The 13,092-nt window shown below is 60.5% G+C and carries 11 protein-coding genes and 1 pseudogene; 8 read left to right on the top strand and 4 right to left on the bottom strand.

The window, feature by feature from the left end:
• Window positions 1-607 precede the first annotated feature (607 nt).
• On the bottom strand, window positions 608-1,114 hold the full coding sequence (locus ACEN8Q_RS19515; protein WP_413703601.1) for a hypothetical protein: 507 nt from the start codon (window positions 1,112-1,114) through the stop codon (window positions 608-610).
• A 302-nt stretch (window positions 1,115-1,416) separates the two neighbouring features.
• Between ACEN8Q_RS19515 and ACEN8Q_RS19510 the strand changes: the two genes are divergently transcribed.
• Window positions 1,417-1,722 (top strand): DUF6388 family protein, encoded by a 306-nt coding sequence (locus ACEN8Q_RS19510; RefSeq protein WP_413703600.1) that lies wholly within the window; start codon window positions 1,417-1,419, stop codon window positions 1,720-1,722.
• A 130-nt stretch (window positions 1,723-1,852) separates the two neighbouring features.
• Here the strand turns inward: ACEN8Q_RS19510 and nadC are convergent, their stop codons facing one another.
• Window positions 1,853-2,701, bottom strand: a complete 849-nt coding sequence (nadC, locus tag ACEN8Q_RS19505) for a carboxylating nicotinate-nucleotide diphosphorylase (protein WP_413703599.1) — start codon at window positions 2,699-2,701, stop codon at window positions 1,853-1,855.
• A gap of 252 nt (window positions 2,702-2,953) precedes the next feature.
• Between nadC and ampD the strand changes: the two genes are divergently transcribed.
• The 5 genes and pseudogenes from ampD to ACEN8Q_RS19480 all read left to right on the top strand — a co-directional run bounded on the left by ampD (window position 2,954) and on the right by ACEN8Q_RS19480 (window position 7,217).
• A complete protein-coding gene (gene ampD, locus ACEN8Q_RS19500; protein WP_413421587.1) occupies window positions 2,954-3,514 on the top strand; it encodes a 1,6-anhydro-N-acetylmuramyl-L-alanine amidase AmpD in 561 nt (186 codons plus the stop codon).
• Window positions 3,511-4,347 (top strand): regulatory signaling modulator protein AmpE, encoded by an 837-nt coding sequence (ampE, locus tag ACEN8Q_RS19495; RefSeq protein WP_413421585.1) that lies wholly within the window; start codon window positions 3,511-3,513, stop codon window positions 4,345-4,347. The genes ampD and ampE overlap by 4 nt, the downstream gene beginning before the upstream one ends.
• Before the next feature lie 224 nt (window positions 4,348-4,571).
• Window positions 4,572-5,663, top strand: a pseudogene (locus ACEN8Q_RS19490) (methyl-accepting chemotaxis protein); the annotation flags it as partial.
• Window positions 5,640-6,569 carry a methyl-accepting chemotaxis protein gene (locus ACEN8Q_RS19485; protein ID WP_413421735.1) on the top strand — a complete coding sequence of 310 codons (930 nt, stop codon included), beginning with the start codon at window positions 5,640-5,642 and terminating at the stop codon, window positions 6,567-6,569. The pseudogene ACEN8Q_RS19490 and the gene ACEN8Q_RS19485, both read left to right, overlap by 24 nt.
• A 258-nt stretch (window positions 6,570-6,827) precedes the next feature.
• Entirely contained in the window at window positions 6,828-7,217 is a 390-nt protein-coding gene (locus ACEN8Q_RS19480) for a hypothetical protein (protein WP_413421583.1), read from the top strand.
• Here the strand turns inward: ACEN8Q_RS19480 and ACEN8Q_RS19475 are convergent, their stop codons facing one another.
• Both ACEN8Q_RS19475 and cra read right to left on the bottom strand, forming a co-directional pair.
• Window positions 7,218-7,994 (bottom strand): TatD family hydrolase, encoded by a 777-nt coding sequence (locus ACEN8Q_RS19475; protein ID WP_413703598.1) that lies wholly within the window; start codon window positions 7,992-7,994, stop codon window positions 7,218-7,220. It lies immediately after the preceding gene.
• A 3-nt stretch (window positions 7,995-7,997) separates the two neighbouring features.
• Entirely contained in the window at window positions 7,998-8,993 is a 996-nt protein-coding gene (gene cra / locus ACEN8Q_RS19470; protein ID WP_413421579.1) for a catabolite repressor/activator, read from the bottom strand.
• 290 nt (window positions 8,994-9,283) lie between these two features.
• Here cra and ptsP point away from each other — a divergent pair, with 290 nt between their 5' ends.
• Together ptsP and pfkB are read left to right on the top strand one after the other, a co-directional pair.
• On the top strand, window positions 9,284-12,145 hold the full coding sequence (ptsP, locus tag ACEN8Q_RS19465) for a phosphoenolpyruvate--protein phosphotransferase (protein WP_413421577.1): 2,862 nt from the start codon (window positions 9,284-9,286) through the stop codon (window positions 12,143-12,145).
• A complete protein-coding gene (pfkB, locus tag ACEN8Q_RS19460) occupies window positions 12,145-13,086 on the top strand; it encodes a 1-phosphofructokinase (protein WP_413421575.1) in 942 nt (313 codons plus the stop codon). Before ptsP ends, pfkB begins: the two co-directional genes overlap by 1 nt.
• Window positions 13,087-13,092: the final 6 nt, after the last annotated feature.

The raw sequence follows: 13,092 nt of genomic DNA, 5'->3' as shown, positions 1-13,092 counted from the left end.
CTGCTCTTCTCAACGTAGTGTCTTACGAACAGCGGTGTTTGGTATTTTTTTGTATTATCGACCTGGCCGCTTCTTGTCCTTAGTCACCACATCAACCATCCGCTTCGGCGATTTTTTATGATAGTAGCCCATGACCACTCCACAACAAGCCGCCGCGACGCTTCATCGACTGGAAGGGTAGATTAAAACCCTGGAGCCTTCGCCTCAAAGACCGGCCCCTGTCCGTTTCAACCATAAATTCATGGTTTTTTGGAAAATAGCCGTCTTGGGCGAGCATGAGGAAGTGCCGGGAGGTGCGGCGTCAAAAGTTTGAGCGTTCGCAGTATCGGCCGCTGCGGCCAAACTATTTTTCCATCTCTTCAAAACGTGCATTCCTAACCACCATCCCTAAACGGGGAGAGCAATGATGGTCACAATCGCCACCCGGCGACGGCAAAACGGGGGAGGGCGTCGGCATTGGCGACCGACTGGAGGCGGAAAAATAAGGGTACTTCCCGTTTTAGGTATACGTTTAGGTATACATGGCGAGCTTAATAATATTGAGGTCCAGCAATTAAGTGGTCTTTAGATAGTATGTTCGACCCCTGTCTCGACCAGATCCCCTCGGTTATTTCACCTTTCTGCTCAAGTCCTCGACGGTACGCTTGAGGTTATCGAGTTCGCGGTCCTGATCGCTGACTTCCCGCTTCAGGCTGGAAATCTCACTGCTGTTTGAACTGGAGCTGGAGCCGCTATTGCGTTTGAGTTCTTCAACCTGCTTGCCGAGGTTGTTGATGTCGCGCTCCTGTTCGGCCACCGTGCGCTTGAGTTCGTCGATTTCCTTGCTGCTGGAGCTTGAGCTGGAACCGCTGCTGCGCTTGAGCTCTTCGATCTGCCGGGTCTGATTGTTGATCGTCTCCTGCATTTCTTTCAGATCGTCGACGCTGTATTCGCTTCTGATGAGTACCTCTTTGCCGTATTCATTGTGAATGACCGTGAACCTGTCGCCAGAGGACGTGTAGCCGCTACTCAATTCAACACTGGCCAGTGCGGTTCCCGGCAGCGCCAGGGCCCCCAGCAAGGTTGTCATCACCGTTGCGGACAGAACAGACGAAAACTTCGAAAAGCTGTGCATCACTGAGGTTCCTTGTGAAGTGCCGACATGGCACATTGCTATGACTCTGAATATGAATTTATGTTCCAGTCGCCATCAACACATCGTGTGCACAACTTTTTGCAGGGAGATGTAAAGAGTCGTGTAAATCGTCCGACAAACATCCTATATTCGGAGCCTGCATGAGCTTCGCCCAGCAGTTTTCAGATGATCCCGAATGGTTCTGAAGGCCAGACAGACCGGACTACAAGCGGTTCTTCTGCGTCAGAGAGATCCTTGATGATCCAGATCCATCTTCCATTCCCCAGATCAGCGAGAACAACATGACCGTTAAAGAGATGACCCAGCAAGCCCGACACGAAGAAGCGCTGAAGAAGTACGTGCTGGATGCTCCCGAACTGATGGACGAGATCAAGGACTTGAGTCCCGATGATCAGAAAGACCAGATTCAATGGGCGTTCGAGGATGAGGCGGAAGCCCAGGGCTTGCAGCCGTGGGAGTTGACGCTCAAGTACACCACCACCCCGGAAGAGTACGAGGTTGAGCGCCTGAAGCTGCATAAAGAAGCGGCCGAAGTGCTGGGCGTCGAGTGGGAAGAGTACTGCGAGATGAACAATCTGGTGGTTTGACACTCATGCAGGAGCGAGCTTGCTCGCGATGGACTAAAGAACGCCGCGTGCATCCAGGAAACACGCGTCATCGTTAACGACCATCGCGAGCAAGCTCGCTCCTGCAGTTTGGCAACTCACATACGTGTGATCAGAGACTCAGGCGCATCGACAGATCGACCGCCTTCACATCCTTGGTCATTGCACCGATCGAAATGTAATCCACTCCGGTCTGTGCAATCGGCAGCAACGTACTTTCGTTGATCCCGCCGCTGGCCTCCAGTTTGGCTTTGCCGGCATTCAGGCGCACGGCTTCGCGCATGTCGTCCAGGCTCAGTTCGTCGAGCATGATGATGTCGGCACCGGCTGCCAGCGCTTCTTTCAGTTCATCCAGGCTTTCCACTTCAATCTCGACCGGTTTGCCCGGGGCGATCTTGTGCGCGGCGGCAATCGCCTGCGCGATGCCGCCGCTGGCGGCGATGTGGTTTTCCTTGATCAGGAAGGCGTCATACAGGCCGATGCGGTGGTTGTGGCAACCGCCGCAGGTCACTGCGTACTTTTGCGCCAGGCGCAGCCCCGGCAGCGTTTTGCGGGTGTCGAGCAGTTTGACCTGAGTCTCGGCCACGAAGTCTGCCAGGTATTGCGCGCGGGTCGTTACGCCGGAGAGCAATTGCAGGAAGTTCAGGGCGCTGCGTTCGCCGGTCAGCAGTGAGCGCGCAGGGCCTTCGAGGTGGAACAGCACCTGATTGGGCGTCACCCGTTCGCCGTCGGCAACTTGCCAGTGCACCGCCACTCGCGGATCGAGCTGCCGAAACACCGCATCGACCCAGGCGGTGCCGCTGATGACGGCTGCGTCGCGGGTAATGATGGTGGCTTTGGCCAGGCGTTCGGCCGGGATCAACTGCGCGGTGATGTCGCCGCTGCCGATGTCTTCACGCAACGCACGGCGCACGTTGGCTTCGATTTCGGCGGTCAGATCGGCGAGACGTAGATTCGGCATAACGGACTCCACAAACAAAGTGGCTCGATTATAGGGCCATGTCAGCGACCAACCCAAGGCATCAGCGCGTTACGTTGGCGCTGGTGCCTGCATTTGGTCGAAACCCTGGCGTTGTCGGCGTTGGCCGTCGATTCCGAACAAGCGCCTGTTTCAGATCGGCAACCTCAAGCGCCTTAAACGCGGCAAGTGATCGCGCCGCGATGGATTATCGCGGCATACTGTGCCAACACAGTCGACGTTGAAGGAGTCGGTATGCAGTTGGACCCCGCGAGCGGTTGGTGTCAGGGTGTGCGTTTATGCCCTTCACCCAACTTCAATGCGCGCCCCGAGGGCGAGATTTCCCTGCTGGTGATCCACAACATCAGTCTGCCGCCCGCGCAATTTCAGACCGGCAAGGTGCAGGAATTTTTCCAGAATCGTCTGGATGTCACGGAACATCCCTACTTTGCAGGGATCGCCGACCTGCGAGTATCTGCGCACTTTCTGATTGAACGTGACGGCACCGTCACTCAGTTTGTCTCTTGTCTTGAGCGCGCCTGGCACGCCGGCGTCTCGTGTTTCGAGGGGCGGGAAACCTGTAACGATTTTTCCGTAGGCATCGAACTGGAAGGTACGGATGATCTGCCGTTCACCGATGCCCAATATGAGACGTTGACGGCCCTGACCCGGCAGCTGCAAAGCGCCTTCACGGGCATTACCGCACAACGCATCTGCGGGCATAGCGACATTGCCCCTGGGCGCAAAACCGATCCGGGGCCGGCGTTCGACTGGGCACGCTATCGGGCCGCACTGGCAAAAGAGGAAGGACGATGAGTTTTCTGGTGTTGCTGTTGGCAGTGTGGATCGAGAAGTTTTCGGCCTTGCGCCATCGCGTTCAGCGCGATAGTGGATGGACACACAAGCTGAACAGGCTTGAGGCCAGCCCGCGACTTTCGGACCGGCCATGGCTGGTGTTGTCGGTGATGGTCTTGTTGCCGGTGGCGTTGCTGGGTTTGCTGCTGGTCATCATCGAGCCGGTGGCCTACGGCTTGCTGGCGTTGCCGATCCATTTGCTGGTGGTGATCTACAGCCTGGGGCGCGGTGATCTGCTGGGCGACCTCGGGCCGTTCCGCGATGCCTGGCGTCGGGAGGACCTGCAAGCCGCGGCCCATGTCGCCAAGCGCGACCTGGATATCTGCGCGGACAGTGGCGAGCAACTGCTGGAACAGGTCGAAGGGCATTTGCTGTGGGAGGCGTACCACAGCTTTTTCGCGGTGATTTTCTGGTACTTCCTGCTGGGGCCGGTCGCGGCGCTGAGCTATCGGCTGCTGGCGCTGGCCGAAGAGCACGGGAAAAGTCCTGCGGTGGTCGAACGCGCCGGGCAACTGCGTCATGCCTTCGACTGGGTGCCGGTGCGCCTGCTGGCGGCGAGCCTGGCGTTGGTCGGCAATTTTGTCGCGGTCAGTCGGGTCATGTTGCATGAGCTGCTGAACTGGAACATCAGCGCCGCGCAATTGATCGAGAAAATCGGGCTGGTGGCCGGTGAAATTCCGGCACCGGTGGCTGGCGCAGAAGGTATCAACAACCTGGACCGTATCTGGGAACTGCTGCTGCGTGCTGCGGTGCTCTGGTATGCCGGGTTTGCGCTGTGGACGGTCCTGTCATAGCGCTGTAGTCAGAGCAGTCTCCCCTCGCAACAGGGTGATCACTTGTCCGAAGTGCATCGCCCTGTCGTTAACCTTAAGTTACAAAACCTCCTGCCGATTTAAGTTATACAGAGATAGCGCCGAATAGTGGCTATCTGCTCCCGGTCTGCGCCTGCCAATAAAAAAAATAAAAAACTGAAGGGAGACATCCAGTGAAGAGCTTGCTCTATCCCGCTGTCGCACTGATGAATCGCCTGAGCTTCGGCATGAAGTTCAGCCTGATCAGCGTACTGTTCCTGGTGCCGATGCTGGTGACCAACTTCTATCTGGTGCGTGACTCCTACCGCGAATTCCAGGGCACGCGCATCGAACTGCAAAGTCTCGACCTGTTGGGCAGCAGCCTGACGTTACGGCGCGATCTGGAAACCCTGAACAACCTGGTACAGATCAATGTCAGCCTCGGCCAATCCGGCAAGGCCGGCAATGTCGAATCGAAAATCAGCGCCCTTGAGCAGAGTATTCTGACTCGCTTGCAAGGGCTGACGGCGATGACCAGCGATCCGGAGCAGGTCGCGGTGTTTGATGGCAAGCGCGATGAAATGGTCGCCGCATTCAAGGCCCAGCAAACGGAAACCTCCCTTCAAAGCAAAAGCGCCTTGATTGGCAAGCTGGTGGGGAGCGCGCAGGTTTTCAGCCAGCTCATCACCAGCCAGGCGGGCTTGAGTCGCGACAACCAGAGCGACATGCGCCAGTTGAGCGAACTCGTCACCCTCGTCACGCCACGCGTCACCCAGATTCTGGGTGAAGGTCGGGCAATGGGCTCTTATTCGTTGGGGCAGGGGTTCATCAACTCGGCTTCGAGCACCCGTTTCGATGAATTGCTGGCGCAGATTGAAAAGCTCCAGGCCGAGTATGGCTTGAAGTTGCAGGATGCCCTGGGTTCCAGCAGAGCCGCACGCGATACCTTGGCCGCTCAGGCCGATAGCAGCCGGGCATCCTTGAAGAAAGCCAGCGAGCTGTTCGAAGAACAAGTGGTCATGGCCGACACCCTCGATGCGCCGTGGCAGGGTTTTTACGATCAAGTCAGCGCCCTGATGGACCAGACTTACCAACTCAACGAAGCGACCCTGAAGTATCTGGGCCCGCAGTTGCAGCAACGCCTGGAACAGAACCGCACGCACATGGTCTTGCAGGCGGTGGCGTTATCGGTCGTGTTCGTGTTGATCTTCTATCTCTACGGCGCTTTCTATGCCTCGACCCGCACCACGCTCAAGCGCCTGGGGGCGGTGATGGACAAGGTGGCGGCGGGGGACATGACCGTGACCTTCAGCGCCCACAGCCGCGATGAGCTGGGGGAGTTGGGCGAGGTGTTCAACGGTACGGTGAAAAAAATCCATGACCTGATCGAGCGGGTGGGGCAGACCGTCAGCGAAGTCGAGCGTCAGGCCGGGCAAGTGGAAAACGTTTCCGCGCAAAGCAACCAGGCCGTTGCCGGGCAGCGCACGCAGATCGAACAGGTGGCCACGGCCATGAACCAGATGTCGGCCACGTCCCAGGAAGTGGCGCGCAGCGCCGCGGCGGCGGTGAGCAGTGCCCACAGTGTCAACGATGAGACCATCAGCGGTCGCGGTCTGGTGGAGTCGCAGCAAGGCAGCATTGCCGCGCTGGCCAGCGAGATCGATCAATCGGTGCTGGTGATCAATCAACTGGCCAGCGACAGCCAGTCCATCAGCCGCGTGCTCGAAGTGATCAAGAGCATCGCCGAACAGACCAACCTGCTGGCGCTCAATGCCGCCATCGAGGCGGCTCGGGCTGGTGAGCAGGGCCGTGGTTTCGCCGTGGTGGCCGATGAAGTCCGGACCCTGGCCAAACGGACCCAGCAATCGACCGAAGAAATCGAGCAGATGATCGCCAAGCTCCATGGCGGTGTCGGCGCGGCGGTCAAGGCCATGGGCACCAGCCATGAAATGGCCAACGGCACGGTGGGGCAATCGGAGAAGGTCCAGCAGGCGCTGGAAAACATTCTGGGAGCGGTCGGCATGATCGTCGACCAGAACCAGCAGATTGCCGCCGCGGTGGAGCAGCAAACTGCCGTGGCCCACGACATCGACCAGAACATCGTCGAGATCAATCGCGCCGGCGAGCGCACCGCTGAAGGCGCACACCAGACCGAAGATGCCAGCCGGGCGTTGTCGGCTCAGGTCGTCGAGTTGAAACAGTTGATCAGTGCATTCCGGGTCTGAAATTCTCCTCGGGACCCTGTGGGAGCGGGCTTGCCCGCGAAAGCGATCGTTCAGTCACATTGATGCTGAGTGTGCCGCCATCTTCGTCGGAACGCCGCCCGGACCAAGCCCGCTTCCACAGGTTTGGTGTACTGTCAGAATGTTTTGTAATACTTTTTCCCTTTCCTGGTGGGAGTCATCCTGATTCTCTCCGTGCGCTGGTTTTTGGATTTCAATCAAGGAAGATCTACGCCGCTTAGCGCAAGGAGGAAACCGGTTATGTCTGTTGCGACAACAGGAGTCCAGGGGCGCTGTGCGCATTGTCAGCGCACATTGCGGCTTCAACCCTGGCAACTCAATGCCATCGCTATCAATGAAGCGTTTGCCTGTGCCCACTGCCAGAAACACCTTCAGTTACGTTGCCCGGAACAGATCAGGCGCTTCAAGTCGCTCGACTCTTTTTCGCTGTTGCGCGCCAGCCTGCGGATGATGGTCTGCACCGCCTTGCTGGTGGCGTTGGTGATGGAGTGGCTGGGTATGCTCAGCGTCATCGAGCAGCTGAATGCTTCGCTGATTGCCATATTCGTGTATTTCGCGGTGGTGCGTTACTTCCGCAGGCGCCAGCACCTGACGCTGATCCTGGAGGCCGCCAGGGCTCACGCCGACTGATTACCAGCCGAACACTTCGCAGCTGTTGGCGGTGCTGGCAGCCGCCAGTTGTTCCGGGCTGATTGCCATCCATTGCGCCAGTGCCGCGCAGATCGCCGGCAAGTGTGCCGGGCTGTTGCGCTGGCCGGGGAACATGGCGGGTGCCATGTCCGGCGAGTCGGTTTCAAGCACCACCGAGTCCAGCGGTAACTGCGCCAGCACGCGGTGCATGCGCAGGGCCTGGGGCCAGGTCGGGGCGCCGCCAAGGCCAAGCTTGAAACCGAGCTTGATGTATTCGCGAGCCTCTTCCTGGCTGCCGGCGAAGGCGTGGATGATGCCGGCCCGTTTCAGGCGAAACCGTTTGAGCGTGGCAATCACCGCCGCATGGCTACGCCGTACATGGATCAATGCCGGCAGATCGAAATCCGCCGCCAGTTGCAATTGCGCCTCGAACAACGCCTGCTGACGGTCGCGATCCAGGGTTTCGATGAAGTAATCCAGGCCGATCTCGCCCACCGCACACAGTTGCCGATGGCCAGCCAGGCGTGTCAGCCAGTCACCGAGTTCGCTCAGGTGTTGCGGTCGATGATCGTCCAGATACACCGGGTGCAACCCGAACGCGGCGTGCAGGTCGGGGTCGCTCTGCACCAGCTCCCAGACCCGCTGCCAATTGGCCTGATAAACCCCCAGCACCACGATCCGCCGTACCCCGAGGGCGCGGCTGTCGGCCAGCAGCGCCTGGCGGTCGGCGTCGAAGTCCGGAAAATCCAGATGGGTGTGGGTGTCGATCAGCTCCACGGTTCAATCCTGGCGAATACGCTGCTTGAACGTCCGCGCGATGGCTTGTACGCCGGGCCGGTAATCCGACTGCTCGATGGCGGCCACGGCCAGCGCGAGGGCCTTGTCGGCGATCAGTTGATGTTGCTGGGCCATGGCGTTGACCGGTAGTGGCAGGAAGTCCAGCAACTGGGTGTCGCCGAACGTGCCGAGGCGCAGCGGACGGTTTTTCAGCGGGAAGTCGTGCAGCGCATCGAACACGCCCTGCAGCAGCACGTAGGATGTGGTCACCAGGGCATCGGGTAAATGGCCCAGACGCTGCAGCAACTCTTCCATCAATTGTTTACCGCACTCGCGGCTGAAGGACTCACCTTCTTCGATCAGCACCTCACCGTTGAACCCGGCGAGAGCCTCTTTGAAGCCAGCGGCACGCTCCCGGCTGATGCTCAGCTCCGGGCGGGCGCCGATCAGCGCGATCTGCCTGGGCAGCGGCTCCAGCAGGCTGCGGGTCAGTTGCAGGCTGGCCTCGCGGTCGTCGCTGATCACCGAACAGAAATGCTCGGGCTCCATGACCCGGTCGATGGCGATGATCGGGATGCCCTTGGCCTGCAATTGGCGATAGCTGTCGTCGCCGGCCGGCAGGCAGCTGGCAACGATCAGTGCGTCGCAACGCCGGGCGCGGAACAGTTGCAGCAATTGCCGTTCGCTGTCCGGTGCATCGTCGGAACTGGCGATCAGCAACTGATAACCCCGGGCTCGCGCGCCTTGCTCCAGCAACTTGGCGATTCGCGCGTAACTGGGGTTTTCCAGATCCGGCAGAATGAATCCCAATGTGCGCGTGTGTCGGCTGCGCAAACCGGCGGCCTGTGGGTTGGGCGTGAAGCCATGTTGTTCGACGACCGCACGCACGCGTTCGACAGTGGCGCTGCTGATGCGCTGTTGTTCGGCCTTGCCATTGATGACATAGCTGGCGGTGGTGACGGACACACCGGCCAACTGGGCGATATCACTGAGTTTCAACCCGCTGTTTCCTTGTTTTTTCGAGATTGCCTCGACATTTTCGTCAATCCTAACCGATTAAGGCAGGTGACCATTGTCGCAACGCATCCGACAAGTTGAGCTTCAAGGATGGGACATTATCGAGTAACGTGCCATTCAATCTAGATTAAACGTTTCAGCAAGCGTATTTTCTACGTTATAGGCGCCTTTGGTCGGTTCTGCCGTGAAACCGCCAAAAGTGACGACCAGGCGCCTAGGCTGGCTTATTCAAAACAATACCTGGCGCCCCAAGTCGCCAAAAAGGAGAAAGCATGCTCGAGCTCACTGTAGAGCAGATTTCCATGGGCCAGTCGGCCGTGGATAAATCCGCAGCGCTGCAATTGCTGGCCCGGCATCTGGTTGCCGACGGTCTGGTTGCCGAGGGGTATCTCACCGGATTGCAGGCGCGGGAGGCCCAGGGCTCGACCTTTCTCGGTCAAGGTATTGCCATCCCCCACGGTACGCCCGAAACCCGCGAACTGGTGTTCACCACCGGTGTGCGCCTGATGCAGTTCCCTGACGGTGTGGACTGGGGCGACGGTCATATCGTTTACCTGGCGATCGGTATCGCCGCCAAATCCGATGAGCATCTGCGCCTGTTGCAATTGTTGACTCGCGCTCTCGGCGAGACTGATCTGGGCCAGGCCTTGCGTCGCGCAGGTTCCGCCGAGGCATTGCTGAAGTTGCTGCAAGGCGCGCCACAGGAGCTGGCGCTGGATGCGCAGATGATCGGCCTCGGTGTAGCAGCCGAAGATTTCGAAGAGCTGGTCTGGCGCGGCGCACGTTTGTTGCGCCAGGCCGACTGCGTGAGCAACGGTTTCTCCGCCGTACTGCAACAGGTTGAAGCGCTGCCGTTGGGCGATGGCCTGTGGTGGCTGCACAGCGAGCAAACGGTGAAGCGCCCCGGCCTGGCCTTCGTTACCCCGGACAAACCGCTGCGCTATCTCGGCCAGCCGCTCAATGGCCTGTTTTGCCTGGCCAGCCTCGGTGAGGCCCATCAAGCCTTGCTCGAACGCCTTTGCGCGTTGCTGATCGAAGGGCGTGGTCATGAGTTGGGGCGCGCCACCAGCAGTCGCAAAGTCCTCGAAGTGCTCGGTGGTGAAGTGCCCGCCGACTGGCCCAGCGCGCGAATTGCATTGGCCAATGCCCACGGTTTGCATGCGCGGCCGGCGAAAATCCTCGCGCAACTGGCAAAGAGTTTTGAAGGAGACATCCGCGTGCGGATCGTCGATGGCCACGACAGCGCGGTGTCGGTAAAGAGCTTGAGCAAGTTGCTCAGCCTCGGCGCCCGTCGGGGACAGGTCCTGGAGTTCATCGCCGAGCCAGTCATCGCCGCCGATGTGTTGCCGGCCTTGTTGGCCGCCATCGAAGAAGGGCTCGGTGAGGAAGTCGAGCCGCTGCCACCGGTAAGCCAGGTGCGCGAGGTCGTTGCCGAAATGGTCGAAGTAGTCCTCGCCCCGATGTCGGGCAGCGTGGTCCAGGCGATTGCCGCCGCGCCGGGGATCGCCATCGGGCCGGCCCATATTCATGTGCTGCAAACCATCGACTACCCGTTGCGCGGTGAGTCCGCCGCCATCGAGCGTGAACGTCTGCAGCACAGCCTGGCGCAGGTACGCCGTGACATCCAGGGTTTGATCGAGCGCAGCAAAAGCAAAGCCATTCGCGAAATCTTCATCACCCACCAAGAGATGCTCGACGACCCGGAACTGACTGATGAAGTCGATACGCGCCTCAAGCAGGGCGAAAGCGCCGAGGCGGCATGGATGGCTGTGATTGAAGCGGCGGCCCGACAGCAGGAAGCCTTGCAGGATGCCTTGCTCGCCGAGCGCGCGGCCGACTTGCGCGACATCGGGCGTCGGGTGTTGATGCAGCTCAGTGGCATCGAAACCCCGAACGAACCGGATCAACCGTACATTCTGGTGATGGACGAGGTCGGACCTTCCGACGTCGCGCGTCTCGATCCGGCTCGCGTGGCGGGGATTCTCACCGCCCGGGGTGGCGCTACGGCGCACAGTGCGATTGTTGCCCGGGCGCTGGGCATCCCGGCACTGGTCGGCGCCGGCCCCGGCGTGTTGCTGCTGGCACCGGGTACGCCGTTGTTGCTCGATGGCCAGCGTGGTCGTCTGCATGTGGACGCTGACGCAGCGACCTTGCAGCGCGCCACGGCCGAACGCGATACCCGTGAGCAGCGCTTGAAGGCAGCCGCCGAGCAGCGTCACCAGCCGGCATTGACCAGCGATGGCCACGCCGTCGAAGTGTTCGCCAACCTCGGTGAAAGCGCCGGCGTGGCGGGCGCGGTGGAGCAGGGCGCCGAAGGCGTTGGTCTGTTGCGCACCGAACTGATCTTCATGGCCCACCCGCAAGCGCCCGACGAGGCAACCCAGGAAACCGAGTACCGTCGCGTTCTCGACGGTCTGGCGGGGCGGCCGCTGGTGGTGCGCACCCTTGATGTCGGCGGCGACAAACCGCTGCCGTACTGGCCGATCGCGAAGGAAGAAAACCCGTTTCTCGGCGTGCGCGGTATCCGCCTGACCTTGCAGCGTCCGCAGATCATGGAAGCGCAATTGCGCGCCTTGCTGCGGGCGGCCGACAACCGGCCGCTGCGGATCATGTTCCCGATGGTGGGCAGCGTTGACGAGTGGCGCCAGGCCCGTGACATGACCGAACGCCTGCGTCTGGAAATTCCGGTTGCCGACCTGCAACTGGGGATCATGATCGAAGTGCCGTCGGCGGCATTGCTGGCGCCGGTGCTGGCCAAGGAGGTCGACTTCTTCAGCGTCGGCACCAACGACCTGACCCAATACACCCTGGCCATCGACCGTGGCCATCCGACGCTTTCGGCCCAGGCCGACGGCTTGCATCCGGCGGTGCTGCAACTGATCGACATCACCGTGCGCGCGGCCCATGCTCACGGTAAATGGGTCGGTGTGTGCGGTGAGCTGGCGGCCGACCCACTGGCGGTGCCGGTACTGGTCGGCCTCGGCGTGGACGAACTCAGCGTCGGGGCGCGCAGCATTGCCGAGGTCAAGGCGCGAATTCGCGAACTGGGCTTCACTCAGACTCAAACCCTTGCCCGACAGGCCCTGGCCGTGGGCAGCGCCAATGAAGTGCGTGCACTAGTGGAGGCCCTGTAATGGCCCGGATTCTCACCCTGACCCTCAACCCTGCGCTGGACCTGACCGTCCAGTTGCCGCGCCTTGAAGCCGGCCAGGTCAACCGCAGCGATGTGATGCACACCCACGCTGCCGGCAAAGGCGTCAACGTGGCGCAAGTGCTGGCGGACCTCGGGCATCAGGTGACCGTCAGTGGCTTTCTCGGCGAGGACAATCTGCAAGCGTTTGAAACGCTGTTCGCCAGGCGCGGTTTTGTCGATGCCTTCATCCGCGTGCCGGGCGAGACCCGCAGCAACATCAAGCTGGCGGAAAGCGACGGCCGCATCACTGACATCAATGGGCCGGGACCGCAGGTCAGCGAGGTGGCGCAGCAGGCCTTGCTGGATCGACTGGAGCAGATCGCACCGGGGCACGATGCGGTGGTGGTTGCTGGCAGTTTGCCGTTGGGCATCAGCGCACAGTGGTTGCAGGCGTTGATTGTGCGCTTGAAGAACCTGGGCCTGAACGTCGCCCTCGATACCAGCGGCGAGGCGTTGCGTGCAGCGCTGAAAGCGGGGCCGTGGCTGATCAAACCCAACACCGACGAGCTGGCCGAGGTGCTGGACTGCGAGGTCGTGTCGGTCCGTGCCCAGGCCGAAGCGGCGGATCGCTTGCACGCCCAGGGCATCGAGCATGTGGTGATTTCCCATGGTGCCGAAGGCGTGAACTGGTTCAGCGTTGGCTCGGCACTGCATGCCACGCCACCCAGGGTCAGCGTCGCCAGCACGGTGGGCGCGGGTGATTCGTTGCTGGCGGGGATGCTCCACGGTTTGCTCAGTGCCGATACGCCGGAGCAAACCTTGCGCACCGCCACGGCGATTGCCGCGATGGCAGTGACCCAGATCGGTTTCGGCATTGGCGATGCAGCGCAACTGGCGCAGCTTGAACAGGGTGTGCGCGTGCGTCCCCTGACAGAACAATAAGAGGGT

The sequence above is a fragment of the Pseudomonas sp. Pseusp16 genome, assembly GCF_047324915.1.
Lineage (GTDB): Bacteria > Pseudomonadota > Gammaproteobacteria > Pseudomonadales > Pseudomonadaceae > Aquipseudomonas > Aquipseudomonas fluorescens_CD.
This window is presented reverse-complemented; position numbering and strand designations above follow the sequence as displayed.

Bases quoted from the DNA above. Each gene is read 5' to 3' on its own strand.
- ACEN8Q_RS19515 (WP_413703601.1), bottom strand. From the start codon at position 1,114: ATGCACAGCTTTTCGAAGTTTTCGTCTGTTCTGTCCGCAACGGTGATG.
- ACEN8Q_RS19510 (WP_413703600.1), top strand. From the start codon at position 1,417: ATGACCGTTAAAGAGATGACCCAGCAAGCCCGACACGAAGAAGCGCTG.
- nadC (WP_413703599.1), bottom strand. From the start codon at position 2,701: ATGCCGAATCTACGTCTCGCCGATCTGACCGCCGAAATCGAAGCCAAC.
- ampD (WP_413421587.1), top strand. From the start codon at position 2,954: ATGCAGTTGGACCCCGCGAGCGGTTGGTGTCAGGGTGTGCGTTTATGC.
- ampE (WP_413421585.1), top strand. From the start codon at position 3,511: ATGAGTTTTCTGGTGTTGCTGTTGGCAGTGTGGATCGAGAAGTTTTCG.
- ACEN8Q_RS19485 (WP_413421735.1), top strand. From the start codon at position 5,640: ATGACCGTGACCTTCAGCGCCCACAGCCGCGATGAGCTGGGGGAGTTG.
- ACEN8Q_RS19480 (WP_413421583.1), top strand. From the start codon at position 6,828: ATGTCTGTTGCGACAACAGGAGTCCAGGGGCGCTGTGCGCATTGTCAG.
- ptsP (WP_413421577.1), top strand. From the start codon at position 9,284: ATGCTCGAGCTCACTGTAGAGCAGATTTCCATGGGCCAGTCGGCCGTG.
- pfkB (WP_413421575.1), top strand. From the start codon at position 12,145: ATGGCCCGGATTCTCACCCTGACCCTCAACCCTGCGCTGGACCTGACC.